Origin of the sequence: Stutzerimonas stutzeri (assembly GCF_018138085.1) — a bacterium.
Lineage (GTDB): Bacteria > Pseudomonadota > Gammaproteobacteria > Pseudomonadales > Pseudomonadaceae > Stutzerimonas > Stutzerimonas stutzeri_AI.
Genome location: NZ_CP073105.1, coordinates 2,022,811 through 2,046,207 on the forward strand (window position 1 = coordinate 2,022,811; position 23,397 = coordinate 2,046,207).

The 23,397-nt window shown below is 60.8% G+C and carries 22 protein-coding genes and 1 tRNA gene; 9 read left to right on the forward strand and 14 right to left on the reverse strand.

Annotated features, from left to right (window positions below; all coding sequences use genetic code 11):
* Positions 1-38 precede the first annotated feature (38 nt).
* Positions 39-215: a hypothetical protein gene (locus tag KCX70_RS09410; protein ID WP_165788458.1), complete on the reverse strand. Its 177-nt coding sequence runs from the start codon at positions 213-215 to the stop codon at positions 39-41.
* A gap of 137 nt (positions 216-352) precedes the next feature.
* Between KCX70_RS09410 and KCX70_RS09415 the strand changes: the two genes are divergently transcribed.
* Complete coding sequence (locus KCX70_RS09415; protein ID WP_212620012.1) at positions 353-5,200, forward strand: NAD-glutamate dehydrogenase; 4,848 nt, start codon at positions 353-355, stop codon at positions 5,198-5,200.
* Between the two features lie 146 nt (positions 5,201-5,346).
* On the opposite strand, the gene KCX70_RS09420 is transcribed toward KCX70_RS09415, so the two are convergent.
* A complete protein-coding gene (locus KCX70_RS09420; protein WP_212620013.1) occupies positions 5,347-6,270 on the reverse strand; it encodes a DUF6685 family protein in 924 nt (307 codons plus the stop codon).
* Positions 6,271-6,428: 158 nt separating this feature from the next.
* On the opposite strand from KCX70_RS09420, the gene KCX70_RS09425 reads away from it, so the two are divergent.
* Entirely contained in the window at positions 6,429-6,665 is a 237-nt protein-coding gene (locus tag KCX70_RS09425; RefSeq protein WP_212620014.1) for a DUF2835 domain-containing protein, read from the forward strand.
* Between the two features lie 94 nt (positions 6,666-6,759).
* Positions 6,760-7,791, forward strand: coding sequence for a quinone-dependent dihydroorotate dehydrogenase (locus KCX70_RS09430; protein ID WP_212620015.1), 1,032 nt, complete (start codon positions 6,760-6,762; stop codon positions 7,789-7,791).
* A 104-nt stretch (positions 7,792-7,895) separates the two neighbouring features.
* On the opposite strand, the gene rmf is transcribed toward KCX70_RS09430, so the two are convergent.
* Complete coding sequence (rmf, locus tag KCX70_RS09435; RefSeq protein WP_021207445.1) at positions 7,896-8,111, reverse strand: ribosome modulation factor; 216 nt, start codon at positions 8,109-8,111, stop codon at positions 7,896-7,898.
* Between the two features lie 351 nt (positions 8,112-8,462).
* Here rmf and rlmKL point away from each other — a divergent pair, with 351 nt between their 5' ends.
* Positions 8,463-10,643: a bifunctional 23S rRNA (guanine(2069)-N(7))-methyltransferase RlmK/23S rRNA (guanine(2445)-N(2))-methyltransferase RlmL gene (gene rlmKL, locus KCX70_RS09440; RefSeq protein ID WP_212620016.1), complete on the forward strand. Its 2,181-nt coding sequence runs from the start codon at positions 8,463-8,465 to the stop codon at positions 10,641-10,643.
* A 95-nt stretch (positions 10,644-10,738) separates the two neighbouring features.
* Here the strand turns inward: rlmKL and dacB are convergent, their stop codons facing one another.
* A complete protein-coding gene (dacB, locus tag KCX70_RS09445) occupies positions 10,739-12,199 on the reverse strand; it encodes a D-alanyl-D-alanine carboxypeptidase/D-alanyl-D-alanine endopeptidase (protein ID WP_212620017.1) in 1,461 nt (486 codons plus the stop codon).
* Between the two features lie 272 nt (positions 12,200-12,471).
* Here dacB and KCX70_RS09450 point away from each other — a divergent pair, with 272 nt between their 5' ends.
* A complete protein-coding gene (locus KCX70_RS09450; RefSeq protein ID WP_021207442.1) occupies positions 12,472-12,816 on the forward strand; it encodes a YggL family protein in 345 nt (114 codons plus the stop codon).
* Here the strand turns inward: KCX70_RS09450 and KCX70_RS09455 are convergent.
* The 6 genes from KCX70_RS09455 to KCX70_RS09480 all read right to left on the reverse strand — a co-directional run bounded on the left by KCX70_RS09455 (position 12,806) and on the right by KCX70_RS09480 (position 17,999).
* Positions 12,806-13,900 (reverse strand): FUSC family protein, encoded by a 1,095-nt coding sequence (locus KCX70_RS09455; RefSeq protein ID WP_212620018.1) that lies wholly within the window; start codon positions 13,898-13,900, stop codon positions 12,806-12,808. The two genes, KCX70_RS09450 and KCX70_RS09455, sit on opposite strands and share 11 nt — an antisense overlap.
* 5 nt (positions 13,901-13,905) lie before the next feature.
* On the reverse strand, positions 13,906-15,237 hold the full coding sequence (locus KCX70_RS09460; protein WP_212620019.1) for a deoxyguanosinetriphosphate triphosphohydrolase: 1,332 nt from the start codon (positions 15,235-15,237) through the stop codon (positions 13,906-13,908).
* 186 nt (positions 15,238-15,423) lie between these two features.
* Positions 15,424-15,726, reverse strand: a complete 303-nt coding sequence (locus KCX70_RS09465) for a hypothetical protein (protein WP_021207439.1) — start codon at positions 15,724-15,726, stop codon at positions 15,424-15,426.
* Entirely contained in the window at positions 15,723-16,103 is a 381-nt protein-coding gene (locus KCX70_RS09470) for a phage holin family protein (RefSeq protein ID WP_021207438.1), read from the reverse strand. The genes KCX70_RS09465 and KCX70_RS09470 overlap by 4 nt, the downstream gene beginning before the upstream one ends.
* 17 nt (positions 16,104-16,120) lie before the next feature.
* Positions 16,121-16,522 (reverse strand): DUF883 family protein, encoded by a 402-nt coding sequence (locus tag KCX70_RS09475; protein WP_102850878.1) that lies wholly within the window; start codon positions 16,520-16,522, stop codon positions 16,121-16,123.
* A gap of 223 nt (positions 16,523-16,745) precedes the next feature.
* A complete protein-coding gene (locus KCX70_RS09480) occupies positions 16,746-17,999 on the reverse strand; it encodes an OprD family porin (protein ID WP_021207436.1) in 1,254 nt (417 codons plus the stop codon).
* 401 nt (positions 18,000-18,400) lie between these two features.
* Here KCX70_RS09480 and KCX70_RS09485 point away from each other — a divergent pair, with 401 nt between their 5' ends.
* A complete protein-coding gene (locus KCX70_RS09485; protein ID WP_102846049.1) occupies positions 18,401-18,643 on the forward strand; it encodes a glutaredoxin family protein in 243 nt (80 codons plus the stop codon).
* A 171-nt stretch (positions 18,644-18,814) separates the two neighbouring features.
* On the opposite strand, the gene KCX70_RS09490 is transcribed toward KCX70_RS09485, so the two are convergent.
* The 3 genes from KCX70_RS09490 to mobA all read right to left on the reverse strand — a co-directional run bounded on the left by KCX70_RS09490 (position 18,815) and on the right by mobA (position 19,866).
* Positions 18,815-18,891 (reverse strand) — tRNA-Pro (locus KCX70_RS09490).
* 104 nt (positions 18,892-18,995) lie between these two features.
* Positions 18,996-19,217: a YgdI/YgdR family lipoprotein gene (locus KCX70_RS09495; RefSeq protein WP_021207434.1), complete on the reverse strand. Its 222-nt coding sequence runs from the start codon at positions 19,215-19,217 to the stop codon at positions 18,996-18,998.
* Between the two features lie 46 nt (positions 19,218-19,263).
* Entirely contained in the window at positions 19,264-19,866 is a 603-nt protein-coding gene (mobA, locus tag KCX70_RS09500; RefSeq protein ID WP_212620020.1) for a molybdenum cofactor guanylyltransferase MobA, read from the reverse strand.
* 66 nt (positions 19,867-19,932) lie between these two features.
* Here mobA and moaB point away from each other — a divergent pair, with 66 nt between their 5' ends.
* From moaB to KCX70_RS09515, 3 genes are all read left to right on the forward strand, one after another.
* On the forward strand, positions 19,933-20,472 hold the full coding sequence (moaB, locus tag KCX70_RS09505; protein ID WP_212620021.1) for a molybdenum cofactor biosynthesis protein B: 540 nt from the start codon (positions 19,933-19,935) through the stop codon (positions 20,470-20,472).
* Positions 20,472-21,683, forward strand: a complete 1,212-nt coding sequence (gene glp / locus KCX70_RS09510; protein ID WP_212620022.1) for a gephyrin-like molybdotransferase Glp — start codon at positions 20,472-20,474, stop codon at positions 21,681-21,683. The genes moaB and glp overlap by 1 nt, the downstream gene beginning before the upstream one ends.
* 184 nt (positions 21,684-21,867) lie before the next feature.
* Positions 21,868-22,899: an acyltransferase family protein gene (locus KCX70_RS09515; RefSeq protein ID WP_212620023.1), complete on the forward strand. Its 1,032-nt coding sequence runs from the start codon at positions 21,868-21,870 to the stop codon at positions 22,897-22,899.
* Positions 22,900-22,991: 92 nt separating this feature from the next.
* On the opposite strand, the gene KCX70_RS09520 is transcribed toward KCX70_RS09515, so the two are convergent.
* The gene (locus KCX70_RS09520) at positions 22,992-23,300 is read right to left on the reverse strand and encodes an I78 family peptidase inhibitor (RefSeq protein ID WP_212620024.1); all 309 of its coding nucleotides are present in this window, start codon (positions 23,298-23,300) and stop codon (positions 22,992-22,994) included.
* Positions 23,301-23,397 lie beyond the last annotated feature (97 nt).

The window sequence follows — 23,397 nt, forward strand, 5'->3', positions numbered from 1 at the left end:
CGGAGGCGTGTCGGGGCGATTGCCCGACGGCGACGACTTTAATTCATTTGCCAGATCGCAGCCATGCGCGGCTCGGCAACTTGGCTGGCGTATGGCGTTTTTTCTTGCCACAGGTAGCGGCGGCAGCCGGCGAGCTGGCGGCCGTTCGGGCAGATTGAAAGACGGCGCGCATCAATTGGCGGCCATGCCTGAAAGAAATGTGACTGCTGCGTCATTGGCGGCGCCAGAGAAGGGTAGGGCCGCGTTCATGCAATCACTGTTTTGCTGGACTAACGTGGAACTTACACGTTGCGTTGCCAGTCAGGTGCCGCGACTGCCTTAGTCGAATTCCAAGCCAGAATGGAGCGAAAAAATGGCGTTCTTTACAGCTGCCAGCAAAGCCGACTTTCAGCAACAACTGCAAGTGGCGTTGGCGCAGCATGTCGACGAGAAACTCCTGCCACAAGTGGGACTCTTCGCCGAGCAATTCTTCGGTATCGTCGCTCTCCCCGAGCTGACAGAGCGACGCATGACTGACCTGGTCGGCTCAACGCTGGCCAGTTGGCGCCTTCTGGAGCATTTCGACCCGGGCAGCCCGGACGTGCACGTGTTCAATCCGGACTACGAAAAACACGGCTGGCAATCGACCCATAGCGTGGTCGAGGTGCTGCACCCCGACATGCCGTTTCTGGTCGACTCGGTACGCATGGAGCTGACCCGCCGCGGCTATGCCATCCATACGTTGCAGAACAGCGTGCTCCAGGTGCGCCGGGACGCCGACGGCAGCCTGATCGAGCTGTTGCCAAAAGGCAGCGCCAGCGAAGGGAGTCAGGCCGAATCGCTGATATTCGTGGAGATCGATCGTTGCGCCAGCGCGGCAGCCCTGCGCGAGCTGGAGCAGTCGCTGCACGGTGTCCTGGCCGAGGTGCGTCTGGCCGTCAGCGATTTCCCGGCAATGAAGGCGAAAGCCGAAGACCACTACACCCGTCTGGGTACGCTGCAGCTGGCCGACGCGGCCGAATTGTCCGAAAGTCGGGATTTCATGCGCTGGCTGGCTGACGATCATTTCACCTTCCTCGGCTACGAGGAGTTCACCGTGATCGACCAGGGCGACGGGGGGCGCATCGTTTACGACGAATCCTCGCTACTGGGCCTGTCGCGCATCCTGCGGACCGGGCTCGAGGAAGACGATCAGCTGATCATGCCGCCGGCCTTGGCCTATCTTCGCGAACCGCTGCTGCTGTCGTTCGCCAAGGCGGCGACCCCCAGCCGGGTGCATCGCCCGGCATATCCGGACTTCGTCTCGATTCGTGAATTCGACGAGCAGGGCCGCGTGGTCCGTGAGTGCCGCTTCCTCGGGCTGTTCACCTCATCGGTCTACACCCAGAGCGTACGGCGGATTCCCTACATCCGCAGCAAAGTGGCGGAAGTGGTGAGGCGCTCGCAGTTCGACGATTCGGCGCACCTGGCCAAAGAGCTGATCCAGGTGCTTGAAGTGCTGCCGCGCGACGAACTGTTCCAGATGACGCTCGATCAGCTGTTCAACACCGCGATTGCCATCGTACAGATCCAGGAACGCAACAAACTGCGTCTGTTCATGCGGATCGACCCCTACGGCCGGTTCTGCTACTGCCTGGCCTACGTACCGCGCGACAGCTACTCGACCGAGACCCGTCTGCGCATTCAGCAGGTCCTGATGGATCGCCTGGAAGCCAGTGGTTGCGAATTCTCGACCTACTTCTCCGAATCGGTGCTGATCCGCGTGCAGTTCCTGCTGCGCCTGGACCCGAACAAGCAGGTGCAGTTCGATCCGGTACAGCTGGAGAACGAGGTGGTGCAAGCCTGCCGCACCTGGCAGGACGACTACACCAGCGTCGTTATCGAACAATTCGGCGAGGCTCAGGGCACCGGCATTCTCGCCGAATTTCCGAAGGGCTTTCCGGCTGGCTACCGCGAGCGGTTCGCCCCGCATTCGGCCGCCGTCGACATGCAGCACGTGCTCAGCCTGAGCGAAGAGCGTCCGCTGGTGATGAGCTTCTATCAGCCGATCACCGCTATGGAGCATCGCCTGCATTGCAAGCTCTACCACATGAACACGCCGCTGCCGTTATCGGACATGTTGCCGATCCTGGAGAATCTAGGGCTGCGTGTGCTGGGCGAGTTTCCGTTTCACCTGCGCCGCAAGGACGGCCGCGAATACTGGATTCACGATTTCGCCTTTACCTATGCCGAAGGGCTCGAAATCGATCTGATGGAGATCAACGAGCCGCTGCAAGATGCCTTCATCGCCATTCACAATGGGCAGGCGGAGAACGACGCCTTCAACCGACTGGTCCTGACGGCTGGGCTGACCTGGCGGGAGGTGGCGCTGCTGAGGGCCTACGGTCGCTATCTCAAGCAGATTCGCATGGGTTTCGACCTGGGCTATATCGCCAGCGCGCTGCTCAACCATACCGATATCGCCCGCGAGCTGGTGCGGCTGTTCAAGATGCGTTTCTACCTCGCGCGCAAGCTCGGCGAGGAAGACCTGGCCGACAAGCAGGCGCGGCTGGAGCAGGCGATCATCACCGCCCTGGACGACGTCGCGGTGCTCAACGAGGACCGTATCCTGCGCCGCTACCTGGCGCTGATCAAAGCGACGCTGCGCACCAACTTCTACCAGAGCGATGCCAGCGGCAAGCCGAAGAGCTACTTCAGCTTCAAGCTCGATCCGCGTTCAATTCCGGAGATGCCGCGTCCGGCCCCGAAGTTCGAGATATTCGTCTACTCGCCGCGCGTCGAAGGCGTGCACCTGCGTGGCGGCAAGGTGGCGCGAGGCGGCTTGCGCTGGTCGGATCGCGAGGAAGATTACCGCACCGAGGTGCTGGGGCTGGTCAAGGCGCAGCAGGTCAAGAACGCCATCATCGTGCCTGGCGGCGCCAAAGGTGGTTTCGTTCCGCGCCGGCTGCCCACCGGTGGCTCGCGTGATGAGGTTCTCGCCGAGGGGATCGCCTGCTACCGCATCTTCATCAGCGGCTTGCTGGACATCACCGACAACCTCAAGGATGGCAAGGTGGTGCCGCCGGCCAACGTGGTGCGTTATGACGAAGACGATCCCTACCTCGTCGTGGCGGCGGATAAAGGCACCGCGACCTTCTCCGATATCGCCAACGGCATCGCCGCCGAGTATGACTTCTGGTTGGGCGACGCATTCGCCTCGGGCGGTTCGGCAGGCTATGACCACAAGAAGATGGGCATCACGGCCAAGGGTGCCTGGGTGTCGGTACAGCGGCACTTCCGCGAGCGAGGTATCGATGTCCAGCGCGATCCGGTCAGTGTGATCGGCATCGGCGACATGGCCGGTGACGTGTTCGGCAATGGCTTGCTGATGTCCGAAACCCTGCAGTTGGTGGCGGCCTTCAACCACCTGCATATCTTCATCGATCCGGACCCCGATGCGGCGCGCAGCTTCATCGAGCGCAAGCGCCTGTTCGACCTGCCGCGGTCATCCTGGACCGACTACGACCCGTCGCTGATTTCGGCAGGAGGCGGGGTGTTCCCGCGCTCGGCCAAGCGCATCGCGATTACCCCGCAGATGAAGGCACGCTTCGAGATCGAGGCCGATCAACTGACGCCTGCGGAGCTGATTCATGCGTTGCTCAAGGCTCCGGTGGATCTGCTTTGGAATGGCGGCATCGGCACCTACGTGAAGAGCACCACCGAGACGCACGCGGACGTAGGCGACAAGGCCAATGACATTCTTCGGGTCAATGGTAACGAGTTACGCGCCAAGGTCATCGGCGAGGGCGGCAACCTCGGTATTACCCAGCTAGGACGGGTCGAGTACTGCCTCCACGGCGGCGCGGCCAACACGGACTTCATCGACAACGCCGGTGGTGTGAACTGCTCGGACCATGAGGTCAATATCAAGATCCTGCTGAACGAGATCGTCAGTGCCGGCGACATGACCAGCAAGCAGCGGGACAAGTTGCTGTTCGACATGACCGACTCGGTGTCCGAACTGGTGCTGCACGACAATTACAAGCAGACCCAGGCGCTATCCCAGGCCGAACGTCGGGCACGTGAAGGCGGCGGCGAATACAAGCGACTGATCAGCGCGCTCGAAGCTGACGGCTTGTTGGATCGAGCGCTGGAATTCCTACCCAGCGACGAGGCGCTTGCCGACCGCGCCACGCTCGGCAAGGGGCTGACCCGCGCGGAACTGTCGGTGCTGATTTCTTACAGCAAGATCCATCTGAAGGAAGCCCTGTTGCAGTCCCGGGTACCGGATGACGATTACCTGGCGCGCGAAATGGAAAGTGCTTTCCCGCAGCTGCTGGCCGAGCAATACCGCGGTGCGATGTTGCACCACCGGTTGAAGCGGGAGATCGTCAGCACCCAGATTGCCAACGACCTGATCAACAACATGGGTATCACCTTCGTGCAGCGGCTGCATGAAGCGACGGGCTTGAGTGCCGCCAACGTCGCCGGTGCCTATGTCATCGTGCGGGACATTTTCCATCTGCCACACTGGTTCCGTCAGATCGAAGCGCTGGACTACAAGATTCCGGCCGAGCTGCAGTTGAATCTGATGGAAGAGCTGATGCGCCTGGGGCGCCGGGCCACCCGTTGGTTCCTGCGCAATCGACGCAGCGAGCTCGATGCTGCTCGCGACGTCGCTCACTTCGGCCCACGCGTAGCGGCGCTCGGACTGAAGCTCGATGCCTTGCTACAAGGGGCTACACGCGATCTGTGGCAGGCTCGCTACGAGCGCTACACCGAGGCGGGCGTACCCGAGCTGCTGGCGCGAATGGTGGCCGGGACCAATCACCTCTATACCTTGCTGCCGATCCTGGAAGCGGCCGACGAAACCGGCCAGCCGCCGGCTGATGTGGCCGCGGCGTACTTCGCGGTCGGGGGCGCGCTGGAGTTGCCTTGGTATCTGCAGCAGGTCACCAGCCTGCCGGTGGATAACAATTGGCAGGCGCTGGCACGCGAGAGCTTCCGCGATGACCTGGACGGTCAGCAACGCGCCATCACGGTCTCGGTGCTGCAAATGAGCGACGCGCCCGATGGCTTGGATGAGCGGGTACAGCTGTGGTTGGAGCAGCGGGCGTACCAGGTGGGGCGCTGGCGGCGGATGCTGGTCGAACTGCGTGGCGCCAGCAGCGTTGACTATGCGATGTATGCCGTTGCCGGGCGTGAGCTGCAGGATCTGGCCCAAGACAGCGCACGACGCTAGTGCGCTAAGGCCCCCGGTGCTGCCGGGGGCTGTCGATAGCTAGAGAAACGCCGGCGCATTTGCACCGGCGTTTGGTTTTGGCGATCGGCGGCGTCAACGCTTGCCGATCGGTACGGATTCTATTGGCGGCGATCGGCCAGCGCAGATCAGTCGGTCTGCGCTGCCCGGTTGCCGAGACGGAAGCGCGTGATCTGTGGCAGGTCACGCAGATAGCGAATCATGTCCGGCGCGCCGGCAAGCTTGAGGCCTTCGCCGAGGGCGTTGGCGGTGGCATGGCGCTTGTCGAGCAGGAGCAGCTCGGAGTTGTCCGGGTTGCGCAGCAAGGTCAGACGGGCGTAGGGGATCTTCGCATCGAGCAACAACCCCATGAACTCGCGGTCATTCCAGGCTTGCGCCGGCATGGTCACCGCGTGGTATTCGCTATCCAGCGCATGCAGGCCCGGCGCATCGAGCCGGTAATCAACCAGTTCGCAGGGCAGGTTCACTTCGAGTCCGCGTAGCCGCGCATAGGCGACGGCGCAGGCGAAGGCTTCGGCGTGATGCTCGCCCGACCAGTAGATGCGCTCGCCGAGCCAGCTGGCCTGACGAAGCTCTATGGGGGCCTGGGTCTCGAAGCCGGGCAGGGCGGTCGAGAGGGTGCGGACGAAATCCTTGTAGCTGATCACACGCAGCTTCCGGCATGCCGGGGTGGCGGCGAAGGCTTCGAAGGTCGGGTATGTCCCGCCGCTGGTGTTCTGCCCGCTGAGCCCGTCTATCTGGCGCAGATCCAGCGCCGCGTGCGTGGTCTCTTCACGTCGTACGAGCCGCGTCAAGGCGGCACGTGCCTTGGCTTTGTCTTCCTGAACCGGGCCGGAAAGGGCGCTTCTCGGTAGATCGACGAAGCGCTGCAGGCAAGGTCCGTCGTGCCAGAAGATGCTCGGCGCCGGTTCCAGGAGCGGCGCGAAGGGCAGTCGCAGCTGGCTGGCCAACTCGAGCAACTGACGCGGCGATTTGCCGGCCAGGCCAAGGCGTTGGGCAAATTTGACGATTCGGGAGGTCACGGGCGGCACCGGCTCGGGCAGGTTCATCATTGCGGACGACCGTTTGGAACGACGAGGGAAGTGTGGCAGAGCCGCCGACGCTGTGCACAGTGTTTACCGAGCCTTTGCTCGCGCATGAGCGGCGTCAGGGCACAACGGGGAAGGTATCCGTATGGCAAAATCGCTGTGCTGATCAATGAGGAGCCTCCATGCCAAGCCTCGTGCTGGATATTGCGCTACCGGCGGGAAAACTGCTGGCAGTTTATCAAGGGCGCGCCAATCGTATCCTGATCAAGAGCCGGGAGGGGACGAATGTCAGCCTGCCGGCACACCATCTGCGACCCTTTCTGACAAGTGCTGGCGTGTTTGGTTCATTCGAATTGGAATTTTCTCCGGAGGGCAAACTGCTCCGCTTGCGGCGGCTGGTACACGCACGCTCCCAGTAGCGGTTTGGCCCGTTGGTCATCACGTTCACCCGCTGGAACTGGCGCCGCCTGCTATACTCCCGCGCCACACTCTACCCAGGATCTTAGGCTGCGTATGTATAACCTGGCCCGCCAGCTGTTGTTCAAATTCACCCCCGAAACGTCTCATGAGCTATCGCTCGATCTCATCGGTGCGGGCGGCCGCCTAGGGCTCAATGCGCTGTTGAACAAGGCGCCGGCCATGCTGCCGGTACGGGTGATGGGGTTGGATTTCCCCAACCCGGTGGGGCTGGCGGCCGGCCTGGACAAGAATGGTGAGGCGATCTGCGGCCTGTCCCAGCTGGGGTTCGGCTTCGTCGAAGTGGGCACCGTGACGCCACGGCCACAGCCGGGCAATCCTAAACCTCGTATTTTCCGCTTGCCCGAAGCCGAAGCCATCATCAACCGCATGGGCTTCAACAACCACGGCGTGGACGCTTTGCTGGAGCGGGTCGACGCGGCGCGCTTCAAGGGCATCCTGGGCATCAACATCGGCAAGAATTTCGATACGCCAGTCGAGCGTGCGCAGGACGATTACCTCCTGTGCCTGGACAAGGTCTATCACCAGGCCAGTTACGTCACCGTGAACGTCAGCTCGCCGAATACCCCGGGGCTGCGCAGCCTGCAGTTCGGCAACTCGCTCAAGCAGTTGCTCGACGCGCTCGCGCAGCGCCGGGAGGATCTCGAAGTGCTGCATGGCAAGCGTGTACCGCTGGCCATCAAGATCGCACCGGACATGACTGACGAGGAGATCGCGCTGGTTGCCGAAGCGGTCTTTCAGGCGGGAATGGACGCCATCATCGCGACCAACACGACGCTCGGTCGCGAGGGTGTGGCGGGGCTGGCTCATGCGGACGAGGCGGGAGGGCTTTCAGGCGCGCCGGTGCGCGACAAGAGCACCCACACCGTCCGCGTATTGGCGCAGACGCTGGCGGGGCGCTTGCCCATCATCGCGGTAGGCGGGATCACCGAGGGGCGGCATGCGGCGGAGAAGATCGAGGCGGGGGCAAGTCTGGTGCAGTTGTACACCGGCTTCATCTACAAGGGGCCGGCGCTGATTCGCGAGGCGGTGGATGCCGTGGCGTCTCTGCAGTCGAGAAGGAAGTGACGCGAAGGAAATGATTGGCTGCCTGGTGGGGCTCCCTGAGGGAGCCCCGGGCTTAAAGCCCGCCGCCCGGGTGGGGCGTGCCAGATGAAGTCGGTGTGATCGTGTCAGCCGACTGCGTGGAGTTCGTTCAATCGATGAAGGCCGGCCGCGCCGGTCAGACCGTCCCAGTTGTCGCCGCGACCCTCCCGCCAGCCGTTAATCCAGGCTTGGCGCACCTCCGGATGGGAAAAAGGACATAGATCGCGAGATTTACCGTGTATGCCATGCTGATAACCGCGTAGAAATGCTCGTTCCATCGGATCACGCTTGAGTCTTCTCATTGGGTATTGCCCTCAGTGGTTGACTGGTGTTCCTGTTGACCTCATGGCGAGATCGGCAGATAGACTGCCAGCGAAGCCCCGTTGCCGGCGTGACGGGGTTCTACCGGGCATCGTTGCGATGCCGGTCTGTGTCGAGTTCTAACCCAAATGCTTCGGGCGCGGGAATGATCGTTTTGTAATAAGCAAGTAACCAAACCGTGGTGCTGCCCATAAGGCGCGTGAGACGTGCTCTCGCTGCCGCCTCGGCACGCTACGTTGCATTAGCTTCTCGACGAAAACGGTCGAAGCCGTACCCCTATCGAAATCGGATCCGCACGCGCTGCCGCGTGGATCGAATACTCTGGAAATGCCATGACTGATCGCCACGAACTCATCCTCACCTGTCCCAAGGGGCTGGAAGGCCTGCTGCTCGACGAGGCCGTTGGCCTGGGACTCGAGGAGGCGCGCGAGCAGACCGCGGCGGTACGCGGCTTCGCCGCCATGGAGGTCGCGTATCGGTTGTGTCTCTGGTCGCGGCTGGCCAACCGGGTATTGCTGGTGATCAGTCGTTTCGCCACGGTAAATGCCGAAACCCTGTACGAAGGTGTCCACCAGTTGGACTGGTCCGAGCATCTCGAGGCCACCGGCAGTCTGGCCGTCGAATTCAGCGGCCATGGTTCAGGCATCGACAACACCCACTTTGGCGCCCTGAAGGTCAAGGATGCGATCGTCGACCGTCTTCGTACGGCCAGTGGGGATCGCCCCAGCGTCGATAAGCTCGATCCTGACCTGCGTGTGCACCTGCGCCTGGATCGTGGCCAGGCCGTGCTGTCGCTGGACCTGTCCGGGCACAGCCTGCATCAGCGCGGCTATCGCCTGCAGCAGGGCGCTGCGCCATTGAAAGAGAATCTCGCCGCGGCGGTGTTGATTCGGGCCGGCTGGCCTCGTATCGCCGCTGCTGGCGGCGCCCTCACGGACCCGATGTGTGGCGTGGGTACATTCCTCATCGAGGGTGCCATGATGGCGGCGGACATCGCTCCCAACCTGCGCCGCGAACGTTGGGGCTTCAGCGCCTGGCTGGGTCACGTCCCGGCCTTGTGGAATCGCCTGCACGCCGAAGCGCAGCAGCGCGCCGAAGCGGGACTGGCCAAACCGCCATTGTGGATTCGCGGCTACGAAGCCGACCCCCGGCTGATCCAGCCGGCCAGGAACAATATCGAGCGCGCCGGCTTGGCGAACTGGATTCGCGTCTACCAGGGCGACGTTGCCACCTTCGAGCCTCGCCCTGATCAGAACCAAAAGGGCTTGGTGATCTGCAACCCGCCTTACGGTGAACGACTGGGCGACGAAGCGAGCCTGGTCTATCTCTATCAGAATCTCGGCGAGCGCCTGCGCCAGGCTTGCCTCGGCTGGGAGGCGGCGGTGCTGACCTCGGCGCCGGACCTGGGCAAACGCATGGGCATCCGCAGCCACAAGCAATACGCCTTCTGGAATGGCGCGTTGCCGTGCAAGCTGCTGCTGATCAAGGTCGAGCTCGATCAGTTCGTTACCGGCCAGCGAACGAACTCCACGGAGCGCAAGGACGAGCAGGAGCCCGTGCAGGAACTGGCGCGCCTCAGTGAAGGGGGGCAGATGTTCGCCAATCGGTTGCAGAAGAATCTCAAGTCGCTTGGGAAATGGGCCCGCAAAGCCGGCATCCAGTGCTATCGACTGTATGACGCGGACATGCCGGAGTACGCGCTGGCCGTCGATCTATACGGCGACTGGGTGCACGTGCAGGAATATGCTCCGCCGCGTTCGATCGATCCGGAAAAGGCCCAGGCGCGGCTGTACGATGCGTTAGGTGCGATTCCTCAGGCGCTGGGCGTTTCGCGCGATCGAGTAGTGGTCAAGCGGCGCGAGCGCCAGAGCGGGACACGTCAGTACGAGCGCCAGGCCAGTCAGGGGCAGTTTCTCGAAGTCAGCGAAGGTAACGTCAAGTTGTTGGTGAATCTCACCGACTACCTGGACACCGGCCTGTTTCTCGATCACCGCCCGATGCGCCTGCGTATCGCCCGGGAGGCTGCCGGCAAGCGCTTTCTGAACCTGTATTGCTACACGGCCACCGCAACCGTGCATGCCGCCAAGGGCGGTGCGCGTAGCACCACCAGTGTCGACCTGTCGAAAACCTATCTGGATTGGGCGCGACGCAATCTGGCGCTCAATGGCTTGTCCGATCGGCAGCGTCTGGAGCAGGCTGATGTGATGAGCTGGCTGGAAGAGGATCGCGGCGAGTACGACCTTATCTTCATCGACCCGCCAACCTTCTCCAACTCCAAGCGCATGGAAGGCGTCTTCGATGTCCAGCGCGACCATGTTGCCTTGCTCGACTTGGCGATGGCGCGACTGGCAACCGGCGGTACATTGTATTTCTCCAACAACTTCCGCAAGTTTGTGCTGGATGCGGGCATCGGCGAGCGCTATGCCGCCGAAGAGATCACCGGTGCCACGCTGGACGAGGATTTTCGTCGTAACAGCAAGATCCATCGCGCCTGGAAGCTTCAGGCGCGATGATCGGCGGTCACGCCGCAGCTGGCCTCGCGCCTTGCTGGTGAGCCAAGGCGCAGACGTGAACGGCGGGGCTCGTGGAAGAACTCAGCGAAGGTGTTCTATCGCTGTGCCGTGCTGGTGTTGTCCGGCCGGTTATAGAGGCTGACCAACACCTGATCCAGCACCGAGGATGCGCCCCATGGCCGGGGATGGTTGAGGATCGCGACGACCGCCCAGGTATTGCCCGCGCCGTCACGGCTATAGCCAGCGATGGCTCGTACCGTGTTCAGGGTTCCGGTCTTGATGTGCGCCTTGCCGGCCACTCCGGTGTTGCGCAGGCGCTTGCGCATGGTGCCGTCGACGGCCGCGAGCGGCATCGATGAAATGAACTCCGCGGCATAGGGGCTTTGCCAGGCTGCCTTGAGCAAGGCGGCCATCTCGCGCGCACTCACGCGCTCGGCACGAGACAGGCCGGATCCGTTCTCGATCACCAGGTGCGGTGAGATCAGGCCCTTTTTCGCCAGCCACTGCCGAATGACCCGCTGCGCGGCTTTCGAATCGTCGGCGTCCGTTTCGTTGCGAAACGCTGCGCCTAGGCTCAAAAACAGCTGCCGTGCCATGGTGTTGTTGCTGTACTTGTTGATATCGCGAATGATCTCGACCAGATCGGGCGAATAGGCGCGGGCAACCATTCGCGCATCCTTCGGCACCTGGGCGACCCGATCGCCGCCCAGGATATTGCCGCCCAGTTCCTTCCAGATCGCTCGGACGGCACCGGCTGCGTAATGTTGATGGTCGAGTAGCGATAGATAGGTTTGGCCGCTACAGCCGGCGGCGAGTTTGCCGGTCGCCACCACGGTAACGCCGTCGGCATCCTCGATGGGGTTGTAGCGAATGTCCGGCCAGCCGGGACACTTGGCCTTGGGCAGCGCCTGAATGCGGTTATCGATACGGACTGCGGCGATTGGAGGCTCGACCGCGACGTCTACCTGCCCATTGTCGTTGCGCGCAATGAAGCGAAGTGCCTTGAGGTTGACCAGCAGCGAGTCGGGGCCAACCAGGAAGGGCTTGTTCTTGTCGTTGCCATCGTCATCGAAAACGGGCAGTGACGGCTGGACGAAATGGCTACGGTCGAGCACCAGGTCGCCGGTCACGGTTTGCACGCCATTGGCGCGCAAGTCACGCAGCAGCAGCCATAGCTTTTCCATGTTGAGCTTGGGATCACCGCCGCCCTTGAGATAGAGGTTGCCCTTCAGTGTCCCGTTTTCGATCGGGCCGTCGGCGTAGAACTCGGTCTTCCATTGATGGTTGGGACCCAACAGTTCCAGCGCGGCGTAGGTCGTGACCAGCTTCATCGTCGAGGCGGGATTGACCGATACATCGGCGTTTATATAGGTCGGCGATGCATTGCTATTGAGTGGCAGCATCACGACGGACAGGGCGCTGCTCTCGATCTTGTTCGCTTTGAGCGCCTGAGCGACCCGCGGCGGCAGCGTTTGGTTGATCGCGTCGGCGAAGACCGGGAAAGCCAGCGGCAGGGTCAGCGAGGCGATGGCGACACGACCGAAAAACGTGCTCATGACACCGCGCCGAAAGGCAGCGGCACGCAAATTGGAAATCAACGACATGAAAGTTCCCTACAGCGTTCAGGGAAAAATGACGGGCCATTATGCCCACGTCCGAGAAGTGACGTACTTCTCATCCGACAAGCGTAGCCGGGGAGTGTGGGTTTCAGCAAAAAAACAAAACCATACGGTATCGAGGCCTGATCCGACCGACGCCTGTAATCGCACAAGTGAGGCGTTGCTGTTAGAGTGCGCGCCGTCATCTCGTTAGAAAAAGGACCGATTCAATGGCTACCAATCGCTCGCGTCGCTTGCGCAAGAAACTCTGTGTCGACGAATTCCAGGAGCTGGGGTTCGAGGTCAATCTGACCTACCGCGACGGCATCGAAGCCAAGGCTGTGGACGACTTCCTGGAAGCGTTCCTGAACGAAGCCATCGAGGCCAACGGCCTGGGTTATATCGGCGGCGAGGATTACGGCTTCGTGTGTCTGGCCAGCCGCGGCTCGGTCAACGAAGAACAGCGTGGTCAGGTCGAGGCGTGGCTCAAAGGGCGCAACGAACTGTCCGAGTTCAACGTGAGCCCATTGATGGACGTCTGGTATCCAGAGAACGAGATCAACGCTAAGGCGTGATCGAGTCATTGTTTCCCTGATCGGTTGCAGTGTTTCGCCCGAATCTACGCAACGTAATTCGGGCGATCAACCGGCGTAGCAGGTACATCAACAGGGTCACGCCCAGCGCCACGCTCACCCCGATGGCGGCATTGATGAGGCGCAGCTGCGGAAGATCCCAGTCTTGCGCGAGCGTTTCCGCCAGCAATACGAAACTCAACGTCGTCTGTAGGACGAAAAGCCCGTAGTGATGTGCCTGGAAGGCCCGGCTGAGCATCACCAGTGGCAGCATGATCATCACCATCATTGGCGGATCGGCCAAACTATGGCCCATGTAGATCAGTACCGCCGCTGCGCAGAAGATCCCGAGGCTGGCTTGTAGGGCCCGTGTCAGGCTGCGTTGCAAATCCATTTGCAAGGTCGTGAAGACGGCCAGAGTCAGCCAGTAGCCCCTGGGAAGCTCGCCAAGCGTCACGATCAGGCCGCCTGTGGCAGCGGCGAGTATGTAGGCCAGGGCATGCAGTCGCCATTGGCGAATCGGTGTACGCCGCGCGCGGCGCCGCAGTACTTTCATCAAGCTCAGCAGCCGTGGCATGTACGGCCACATACGTAAGCCGTGCATGCCACGCAGGCCGAAGGCGAGCAGGGTGACCCAAAGCCCGCCTAGCGCGAAAAGCACGGCGATAGCCTGAGGATTGTTGAAGTCACCGATGCCGTGCTGGCCTTGGCCGAGGCACAGGCAGATGGCCAGACCGATTCCGAGCTTGCCAGCCTCGCTGCCATAGCGCTGCAGCCACGCCAACAGCAGACCGTAGAAGGCGAACAGGCCGAGGCTGATCAGCGGATGCGTCGCCGACCAGAAGCCGAGCCCGGCGCTGCCTGCGCCTAGACCGATCAGCAGCAACATCCGTAGCATGCCGAGCCGGTGCAGCGGGTTCGCCTTGGCGGCCTGGAAAGCGCCGACCGTGGCCCAAAGAAAGCCGGCATGACCGCTGAACAAGCCGAGCAGGAGCGGCAATGCACAACCCAACCCTGCAACAGCGGCGGCACCCCAGGCGGGGCGGCCGGGCTGCCAGCCGACAACTTTCCAGAATGGCTTCTTCATCAATTTCACGTCGGGCTCGAGCGTCCGGTCATTTCGCCGGCCATTTCGGTCGCGTAGCTGTCGGTCATGCCGGCAATGAAGTCGATGACCCGCACGAAGGACTGATACAGAGGCCAGTCGGCTTTCGGGGCGTTACCGCCAAGCAGGTCCAATATACGGCGGTTCTTGAACGACAGCTCGCGTCCGCCGTGCTGCTCCAGTGCCGCACCGCAGAAGGCGTTGAGCAAAATTTCGAGGGTGGTGTAAGCGCCGATTTCATGCAGCGTCTTGCGCTTGTCCTGGAAGATCTTTTCCCGCGCCATGGCTTTGGCTTGCAACACACACTTCTTCGCAGGGCCATGCATGTGCTCGACCAGATCGCCGGTCAGTGTGCCGGCCAGAAGGGCTTGCTGTTGATCCACGAACGCCCGTGCCGCGGCGTTGGTCAGGTGCTCGATCGCCTTGCCTCTGAGAATCGCCAGCTTGCGTCGGCGTGAGTCTCCGGGCCCGAGTTGGCGATAGGTTTCCGGCAGATCGTCACCGACCAGGTTCAGCAGCAGAGCCTCGACCTCGCTGTAGTCGAGCAGGTCCATCTCCAGCCCATCTTCGAGGTCGATCAGGCCGTAACAGATGTCATCGGCTGCTTCCATCAGATAAACCAGAGGGTGGCGTGCCCAGCGCTGTTCGTCCAGCTTCGGCAAGCCAAGCTTCGCGGCGATCTGCTCGAGCAGGGCGAGCTCACTCTGGTAACAACCGAACTTGTGTTTCTTGTATCCAAGCGCCTCGGCATGGCGCGATGTCCACGGGTATTTGAGGTAGGTGCCAAGCGTCGCATAGGTCAGGCGGGTGCCGCCGTCGAACTGGTGGTATTCGAGCTGGGTCAGGACCCTGAACCCCTGCGCATTGCCTTCGAAATTAAGAAAGTCGGCCCGCTCGGCATCGCTCATGTCATCCAGCCAGCCCCTCCGTGCAGCTTGCTGGAACCAGTGGCGGATGGCGTCCTCGCCGGAGTGCCCGAACGGAGGGTTGCCAATGTCGTGAGCCAGGCAGGCCGATTGGATAATCATTCCAAGGTCGGCCGGGGTGCACCATTCGGGCATTTCATCGCGTAGCACTTCGCCAACGCGCATGCCGAGTGAGCGGCCAACGCAGCTGACTTCGAGTGAGTGCGTCAGGCGTGTGTGAATGTGATCGTTGCTGGAAACCGGATGCACCTGAGTCTTGCGCCCAAGCCGGCGAAAGGCTCCGGAAAAGATGATCCTGTCGTGATCCTTGTGAAACGGGCTTCGACCGAGCTCTTCATTGCTGTGAACGGATTTACCGAGACGTTCACGGTTCAGCAGGGTGTGCCAGTCCAAAGAGCAACCTCCTTAATGTCGCCAGCAGGCAAGTGCGCCAAACGCGGCATCATGAGCAGCAACAACTGCAACGGCGTGTCATGACACATGCGCAAGCCAGCCTACAGCAGTTGGTGACTGCCGTGCCATACACCTATTGCGCAGGCGGGCTCCGCGTCGTTGCAGCGCTGTCGCTTCACCACTCCGCTAGTGCCGCAATCTGTTCACGATCGGATAAAGCATGACCCCGAGTCGGGCCAATTTACCGAACTTGCCCAGACGTCGTCCGAAGAGCATCAGCGCCAGGCTGGTTGCAATCAGCAACGGCCCTTTGCGCGTATGGTCGTCGGATTCGGCGTTTCGGTGGGCAATCATCCCTTTCATTCGCTGAAAGGGATGAGCCAACGGCTGCGAGTGATAGAGCAGTTGCTGGCGATTCATCTCCATGCGAAGACGGACGAGATCCTTGCGCATGGCCAGATCGCTGGAGGTGCTGAGAGGAAGGCTCATGGTAGTAAACGCTCCCGGTTGCGTGCCAATTCTTCGACCGTGGCCTGGAACGGCGAAGCGCTTTCCTTGGCGAGGTGGGTCGCTCGGCTGATGCAGATCACCAGCGCGATGGCATATAGCGCGCAGAGGATGAGAATCGCGGCAATCGGATTGCTATCCCAGAAGGCAATCACAATCGCAGCGGAGAGCCCTACCAGAATCAACAAGCCGAGTATCAGGCTGATGCTGGCGAGCAGAAACAGCTTGAACACCCGTGTGCGTTCTTCCTGGATCTCGATCCCGATCAGCTCCAGGTGCCCTTGGACAAGCCCTGCGAGGGCGCCGCCCATCTTCTTGATGGAAGGGGCCGGAGCCTCATCGTTGTGCTTGGTTTCCATTGGTTCCGTTCCCCACATCAGCGGCGGGTGATCAGGCCGAAGAGAAATCCGACGCCTGCAGCGATTCCGATCGACTGCCATGGATGGGTATGAACGTACTCTTCGGTGCATTGAATGGCCGCTTGGCTCTGCTCACGCAGCGTCCCTTCCTGTTCCTTGAGCATCTGGCGGGCGCGGCTCAGGTTGGCGTTGATCTTGCCTCGCAGCTCCTCGGTCTGAGTGCCGGCGGTGTCCTGCGTGTGCTTCAGCAGGCGCTCGGTGTCGCCGATCAAGGTATGGAACTCTTCGATGAGTGCGTTCTGGGCAGCTTGTAGGTTACGACGGTGCGCGGACTTATCGAACAAAGGCGCGGAGGTACCGGTGGACCCATCGGGGATGGGCGTTTCGTCACTGGTGCCGAAAGTGGACTCGATAGACATCTGCAGCTCCTTTTCAGTCTCGCTGGGACAAAGGGTCCCAGTGCCTCAAGTTTCGAGCACGCTGACGACGCAAGGTTCCCGCTTCGTTTGCCCCCGTTTTTCTCCGGCTGGCAAAGTTGCTGGCGACGTCATACGGTCACGGCTTTGGCTGAGTGGCTGCTGAAAAAAAGAAAACCCGCCGAAGCGGGTTTCCTTGATCTACTGCAAATGCAAGTAGCCGCTATTACATCAGCGGGATGGTGTAGCTAACGATCAGGCGGTTCTGATCGATGTCCTTATCGTTGTTATTGCTGCTGCGATATGTACCGTTGCGCCATTTTACGCCGAGGTTCTTCAGGGTGCCTTCCTGGAAAACGTAGCCGATGTCGGTGTTACGTTCCCATTCTTTGCTATCCCCGCCTGCACCAAAGTTATCGCCGGTAACGTAGCGAGTCATGAAGGTCAGTCCAGGAATGCCCATTGCAGCGAAGTTATAATCGTAACGCGCTTGCCAGGATTTTTCGTCTGGGTTGGCGAAATCCGCAGAAAGCATTACATAGTTGACCAGGTAGGGATCGGTACTGGCACCGGTATAGGCGAAACCAGTATCTCCGCTCATCTTCTGATACCCCAGCCCGAAGCTATGACCGGTTATGGAGTATGTGACCATCGCTCCGATGGCTTTGTTGTCAACGGAGGACGAGCCATCGTCTGTCGAACGGGCATAGCGCAAGTCGGTTTTCAGAGATTGGTCTTCGCCGAGCGGCAGGACATGGATCAGGTTGAACGAATGCTGTTTGTAGACTTCTTCAAGATTGCTGTAGTAGTACGCGCCCTTCAGGTCCTTCGTGAAGGAATAGGTAGCGCCAGCGAAAAGGAAGTCGTCAGGCTTGTCGCCAGTAGCCCCGCCCTTACCGCTAAACTTCAGATCTTCGTAATTAGTGGAGTCGCGGTCGTTTTCTTCGGTCAGGTAACCGGCGTCCAAGGTGAGGCCATCGATCTCGTTGGAGATAATTTGACCGCCTTTGAAGGTTTGCGGCAGCAGGCGCGAGTCGCTGCGCGAGATCGCCATGTTCTTCGGTTCGATCGTGCCGACTTTCAGTACGGTCTTCGAGATCTTCGCTTTGGCAGTCACACCCAGCGACGAGAAGTCGTCAGGGGCCTCATTTCCAAAGGAGCTAGGCATCAGGCCCGTGCCAGCGGTGTCTTCGCTGGAATACAGCTTGAGACCCATAAGACCCAGCGCATCAACACCAAAACCTACAGTACCTTCGGTAAAACCTGATTCGGCTCGAAGAATGAAGCCCTGGCCCCACTCTTCTGACTTGGATTGCTTGGTGGACGGGACGGAGCGGTTGTCGCTGTTGTAATAGAAGTTACGCAGTTCCAAGTTGACTTTACTGTCGTCAACGAATGCAGCCTGGGCCATGGTAGGGATGGCCAGTGTTGCTCCCAGAGTGGCTAGGGCCACGCCCCGGGCGATTGGGGTCTTGAGCATTTCTTATTTCTCCTCGTTGGATGATGCTCTGAAGTCGCTCTTACGGCGCCATGCAATAAAGCACTACATAGGTATTCAAGCCTTTAGACCTTAGTCGTTGGCTCAAGTAAGGTATGCCGTGGTATCGCTCGGTAACGTGGCTGCTTCACTCGATACATCAAGCAATTGCCGCCAAGCGCACATACACACCCGGCCCTGCAGCTCTTCGGCCGCTTGGGTTGCCGCATCCTAGCGGTTTGAAGGCGTTACGTCGATTCCCTAAATCAAACCATCGTTTGAGTGCGTTCAAGGTCACATTTTTCGCAACGGCCAGGCCGGAAGTAGTAGGCCGGTGCGCGACAGCCTCATCAAGACAAGCCTGCTAGAATTGCTGAGCCAGTTTCGACGAGCCCTACTTATATATGCATCTTCCTGAATGCCAACTGTTTGGAACCCTGGGTTGCCACCTTTGCGAGCAGGCCGAGGCAGTGGTCATGCCTCTGGTGGAACATGGGCTATTGGTAGAACTGCTGGATGTTGCGGACAGGTCCGAATGGGTCGACGACTATGGGTTACGCATACCCGTGCTGAAAAGAACCGACACCGGCGCGGAACTGGACTGGCCATTCGAACTGGAACAGGTCGTCTGGTTCTTGCAGCAATAGGGGGGCAAATCTGGCGCCGACGGACGATTGGCTCAGGGATGGCAGCCCTTACGTGGTGAGGCGGGCGGCTAGTCGCTGTTCAAGCGGTATAAGAGGTGGGCTTAAAGCGAAAAAACCGGCCAGTGGCCGGTTTTTTTTTGATATCAGGCTTATCGCGCTGATCTCGGGATATGGTCGGAGCGACTGGATTCGAACCAGCGACCTTCTCGTCCCGAACGAGACGCGCTACCAAGCTGCGCTACGCTCCGAAGATGGCGCGCATTTTACAGAAAAACTTTTGCTTCACAAGAGCTTAGTAAACGCTTTTTGCGTAGTGCCAGGCGGAGCGCTTGGCACCGCGCAATCCGGCTCGTTACAGTTCCTTGACGGTGCGTACCTGGTCCTTGTTGACTCGTCCCGGCTTGCCGTCGAGGCCTTCGAACTCATAGAAGCCGGCCTCCTCATCGTAATCAGGGCGATCCAGCGTTTGGATTTCTCGCCCATCGTTGAGCGTGATGACGCTCGGGCTCGAGCAGCCAGCCAAGAGTGTCAGTCCGATCATTAACGCCAGGGCGGGTGCGGTTGCTGCGCGCATGAGCATTCTCCTTTGAGTGATGCGTCTGTGACGGCGGTCGTCGGCGCTAAGTTCCCGGCGGAGGGGCGTGCTCGGTAAGCAGGTTGGGTGAGTTCAAATTGGCCAGTCGAGTATCGTGCTGGTCGATCTCAAGGGCGCGGGCATGCAGCGCCAGCAGAACGTTGCGGTTGCTTCGCTCGCCGGTCTGCCAGGCTTGCTCGATCGCCGAAGCAAGGCTGACCGGGATGATGCAGAACAGCGGCTCCCATTGTGCGCCTCGCCGGAGCATCACTGGCTTGTCCGGCTCCGCTACAGCCATCCCGTACAGTTGCGTGAGTAGCGCCTCGTCGATCAGCGGTGCATCGCAGGGCACCACCATGAGCCACGAGTGGCGAGCCGCAGAGAGGCCTGCTCGTATGCCCGCCAGGGGCCCGGGAAAGTCCGGTTCGTTGTCGCAGACCAGCTGATCGGCGAAGGCTGAGTAACGCTGCTGGTTGCGGTTGCAGGAGATGAGCAGATCATCGGTCAGCGGACGTGCAACCCTATAAGGCCAGGCCACGAGCGGCTGGCCGTGCCACTCCACCATGCCCTTGTCTCGTCCGCCCATTCGCTGTCCGCGGCCGCCGGCCAGCAGCAGAATCGAGCAATCCGCTAGCCTTTGTCGTTGCATCAAGTGCTCCTTTCAAAGCCTGTGATATAACACCTCGGAACTGAATTAACCAATCGGGAAGCCTGTATGAGTCACCTCGCTGATCAATCCTTCGTTCCGTTGAATATCGCCGTCCTGACGGTCAGCGACACTCGCTCGCTGGAGACCGATACCTCCGGGCAACTGCTCGTTGATCGTCTGCTGGCTGCCGGGCACAGGCTCGCGTCGCGGGTGCTGCTCAAGGATGATCTGTATCGGATTCGGGCGCAGGTCGCGAACTGGATCGCCGAGGATGAAGTGCAGGTGGTGTTGATCACTGGCGGAACTGGATTCACTGCGCGGGATAGCACGCCGGAGGCGGTGGCTTGCCTGCTGGACAAGCAGGTGGATGGCTTTGGCGAGCTGTTTCGCCAGATATCTGTAAGCGATATCGGAAGCTCCACGGTCCAGTCGCGCGCGTTGGCCGGCCTGGCGAATGCCACCTTGGTTTGTTGCCTGCCCGGCTCGACCAATGCCTGTCGGACCGCCTGGGATGGCATCCTCGCCGAGCAGCTCGACGCGCGTCATCGCCCTTGCAACTTCGTGCCTCACCTCAAGCAGACCGCGCACTGCGAGAGTCGCTCCTGATGGTGGGCGAGGCGCAGGCGCTGATGCCTGTGGAGCAGGCGCTGGACGCGCTGCTCAAGCAGGCAGAGGCGGCTCCGATCACGGATGTCGAGCGCGTGTCGATCAACGACGCGCAGGGGAGGGTGCTGGCTGAATCGCTGATCGCCACGCTGGATCTGCCGCCGTGGCCGAACAGTGCGATGGATGGCTACGCGGTTCGTTCAGCAGATCTTGACGGGCAGCCGTTACGGGTTTCCCAGAAGATCTTTGCCGGTGCTAAGCCCAAACCGCTGGAGCCGGGTTGCTGCGCTCGGATTTTTACCGGTGCGCCCATGCCGGAAGGCGCCGACAGCGTAGAGATGCAAGAGAATGTCGAGGTGCTCGATGACGGTCGGGTGCGTTTTGGCGAACTGATACGGCCGGCACAGCACGTTCGTCCTCAAGGCGGCGAGGCTCGAGCGGGAGATGAAATGCTGGCGGCCGGAGTGCGCTTGGGGCCGATCGAACTGGGGCTTGCCGCGTCGTTGGGCGCGGCGCAGCTGAGCGTGACCCGGAAGATCAGGGTTGCGCTGCTTTCCACGGGCGATGAGCTGGTCGATCCGGGGGAGTCGCTTCGGCCGGGACAGATCTACAACAGCAATCGCGTGCTGTTGCGTAATTGGCTGCACCGACTGGGTTGCGAGGTCATCGATGCCGGAGTTGTGCGCGACGATCTTGTACACGTCCGTCAGTGTCTGGCCGGCCTGGCCGATGTGGATCTGATTCTCTCCACCGGAGGCGTGTCGGTTGGCGAGGCCGATTTCCTCGGACAGGTGCTGCGCGAGGAAGGTGAACTGACGCTCTGGAAGTTGGCGATCAAGCCAGGAAAACCGCTGACCTGCGGCAGCTACCGTGGCGTTGCGGTGATCGGCCTGCCAGGAAATCCCGCCTCGACATTGGTGACCTTTGGTTTGCTGGCCCGGCCTTATCTGCTGCGCAGAATGGGCGCCACCGAGATCGCACCGCTGAGCTTCCAGGTGCCCGCTGGTTTCAGTTGGGGCAAGCCCGGCAAGCGTAGGGAATACCTTCGCGCACGCCTCGAGTCGGGCAGGGCGGTGCTTTACCCGAACCAGAGCTCGTCGATCCTGCGCAGTGCCGCCTGGGCGGACGGCCTGGTTGAGGTGCGTGAGCACAGCCAACTGAACGAGGGTGACCTGGTCTCTTTCATCTCCTTTGCCGAGTTGCTGGGCTGAAGGCCCGGCGTTATACGCTGCACGGGCGCCGGCGCTGGCCGGCTCGCCCATCCGTTGCTGCATTACGTCGGGTCAGATGGATGGCTCGGGGCGGCAATAAACTGATCTCGTTTTTCATTGTCTACCTTTCCCATCTGTGCCGGGTCCGGCCGCGATGCGTCTGGTCATAACAAGGAGAAACGTGATGCAGGAGAGAAACGCCTGGGTCGATTACGCCAAAGCCATTGGAATCATCCTGGTTGTCTATGGACATGTCGCGCGCGGAGTGTTCAATGCCGGCTTGCCGATCGAGGAGAGCAGCTACCTTCTTGTCGATAGCATCATCTATAGCTTTCACATGCCGCTGTTTTTCTTCTTGTCGGGCCTGTTCTTCTACGATTCTCTGATGAAGCGTGGGACGACCGGACTGATCGTCAACAAAGTGGACACCGTCGTCTATCCCTTCATCCTGTGGTCGTTGTTGCAGGGATCGATCGAGGTGGTGCTATCCAACTACACCAACGGTGACGTCACCTTAGGGCAGGTGTTCTCGCTGCTCTGGTCGCCGCGGGCGCAGTTCTGGTTCCTCTACGCGTTGTTCTTGGTATTCGTGGTCTGCTCGTTCGTGTATGCCAAGGCGGACCGCCGCTTCTTTCTTCCCATACTGCTGGCGTTCGGCGCGCTTTACGTGTTCAAGCAGGATCTGGCGACGAACAATATCGGCAGATTCATTTTCGGCAATGCGGTGTTTTTCGCGCTGGGTGTGTGGTTCAACGAGATCAGGGCCTATTTTCTCGCCCGTTACGTTCCGCTCACCTGGTTGTTCGGGGTGCTATTCGTGGTCGGGCAGTACCTGTTCCACATCACCTTCGGTTTGAACTGGGAGGTCGGTGGCTTGCCGGTTCTTGCGCTGGCGAGTATCTCGATCTTTTTCGTGATATCGCTCTCTATGTGGTTGGGGCGGATTCGCATCGAGTGGTTGTTGTTCATCGGCGCCTCCTCGATGACTATCTATCTCATGCACATCCTTGCCGGCAGTGGGGTTCGGGTGATTCTCAGCAGCTTCATGGGCATCGATTCGATCCCTGTGCATCTGGTGCTTGGGACGCTGATCGGCGTTGCGGCGCCATTGCTTGCGCAAGTCATCATCAAGCGTTACGACCTGTCCTTTCTACTGGCGCCGCCTAGGTCCGTCTCTGCAACGAACCTGCGATCTCGCCGGGCGCTGGCGCACTGAACCGCTAACGGCGGGTTCACGAGCGGACGCTTCTGCCGACCCGCGGAATGTTCGCTTGGACGCCCGGCCGGCGCCGGGCGCGATGTGGAAGATTACCCGCAGTGGACCTGCTGGATCTCCAGCGTGTCGTCGGTCGTCAGGTTTAGCCGGCCGGCGTTGTACTCCAGAGTCACCACGTCCCCCGGCCTGAGGATGCGTGCGGTGGAGGCTCCGCTCTCCCGGCGTGCCTGATCGAGCAGTGCCGGGGTCGCCTTCTCGCCGACGAGCTTTTCTACAGCGGACGCCGTGCATCGGTCGGCTGCCGCGTCCCCGGGGGCTTGTGCTTGTTCGGGCGCCGATGATTGGCAGCCGAGCAGAATGGAACTGCACCACATCGCTGCAATCAGGGGAATGGCTCGCATATTGGTCTCCTTGAAGGGGAAGTCGTCGTCAGCTATATGCAGACTGTTGAGGTTAAAACCGCTCGAGGGCGAAACCTTAGCGCGTAGGGAACTGGCG

Bases quoted from the DNA above. Each gene is read 5' to 3' on its own strand.
- KCX70_RS09420 (WP_212620013.1), bottom strand. From the start codon at position 6,270: ATGATGAACCTGCCCGAGCCGGTGCCGCCCGTGACCTCCCGAATCGTC.
- KCX70_RS09515 (WP_212620023.1), top strand. From the start codon at position 21,868: ATGCAGGAGAGAAACGCCTGGGTCGATTACGCCAAAGCCATTGGAATC.
- KCX70_RS09480 (WP_021207436.1), bottom strand. From the start codon at position 17,999: ATGCTCAAGACCCCAATCGCCCGGGGCGTGGCCCTAGCCACTCTGGGA.
- KCX70_RS09450 (WP_021207442.1), top strand. From the start codon at position 12,472: ATGGCTACCAATCGCTCGCGTCGCTTGCGCAAGAAACTCTGTGTCGAC.
- KCX70_RS09430 (WP_212620015.1), top strand. From the start codon at position 6,760: ATGTATAACCTGGCCCGCCAGCTGTTGTTCAAATTCACCCCCGAAACG.
- glp (WP_212620022.1), top strand. From the start codon at position 20,472: ATGGTGGGCGAGGCGCAGGCGCTGATGCCTGTGGAGCAGGCGCTGGAC.
- KCX70_RS09485 (WP_102846049.1), top strand. From the start codon at position 18,401: ATGCATCTTCCTGAATGCCAACTGTTTGGAACCCTGGGTTGCCACCTT.
- KCX70_RS09465 (WP_021207439.1), bottom strand. From the start codon at position 15,726: ATGAGCCTTCCTCTCAGCACCTCCAGCGATCTGGCCATGCGCAAGGAT.
- KCX70_RS09470 (WP_021207438.1), bottom strand. From the start codon at position 16,103: ATGGAAACCAAGCACAACGATGAGGCTCCGGCCCCTTCCATCAAGAAG.
- KCX70_RS09455 (WP_212620018.1), bottom strand. From the start codon at position 13,900: ATGAAGAAGCCATTCTGGAAAGTTGTCGGCTGGCAGCCCGGCCGCCCC.
- KCX70_RS09495 (WP_021207434.1), bottom strand. From the start codon at position 19,217: ATGCGCGCAGCAACCGCACCCGCCCTGGCGTTAATGATCGGACTGACA.
- mobA (WP_212620020.1), bottom strand. From the start codon at position 19,866: ATGCAACGACAAAGGCTAGCGGATTGCTCGATTCTGCTGCTGGCCGGC.
- dacB (WP_212620017.1), bottom strand. From the start codon at position 12,199: ATGAGCACGTTTTTCGGTCGTGTCGCCATCGCCTCGCTGACCCTGCCG.
- KCX70_RS09410 (WP_165788458.1), bottom strand. From the start codon at position 215: ATGACGCAGCAGTCACATTTCTTTCAGGCATGGCCGCCAATTGATGCG.
- rlmKL (WP_212620016.1), top strand. From the start codon at position 8,463: ATGACTGATCGCCACGAACTCATCCTCACCTGTCCCAAGGGGCTGGAA.
- KCX70_RS09425 (WP_212620014.1), top strand. From the start codon at position 6,429: ATGCCAAGCCTCGTGCTGGATATTGCGCTACCGGCGGGAAAACTGCTG.
- KCX70_RS09520 (WP_212620024.1), bottom strand. From the start codon at position 23,300: ATGCGAGCCATTCCCCTGATTGCAGCGATGTGGTGCAGTTCCATTCTG.
- KCX70_RS09415 (WP_212620012.1), top strand. From the start codon at position 353: ATGGCGTTCTTTACAGCTGCCAGCAAAGCCGACTTTCAGCAACAACTG.
- rmf (WP_021207445.1), bottom strand. From the start codon at position 8,111: ATGAGAAGACTCAAGCGTGATCCGATGGAACGAGCATTTCTACGCGGT.
- KCX70_RS09475 (WP_102850878.1), bottom strand. From the start codon at position 16,522: ATGTCTATCGAGTCCACTTTCGGCACCAGTGACGAAACGCCCATCCCC.
- moaB (WP_212620021.1), top strand. From the start codon at position 19,933: ATGAGTCACCTCGCTGATCAATCCTTCGTTCCGTTGAATATCGCCGTC.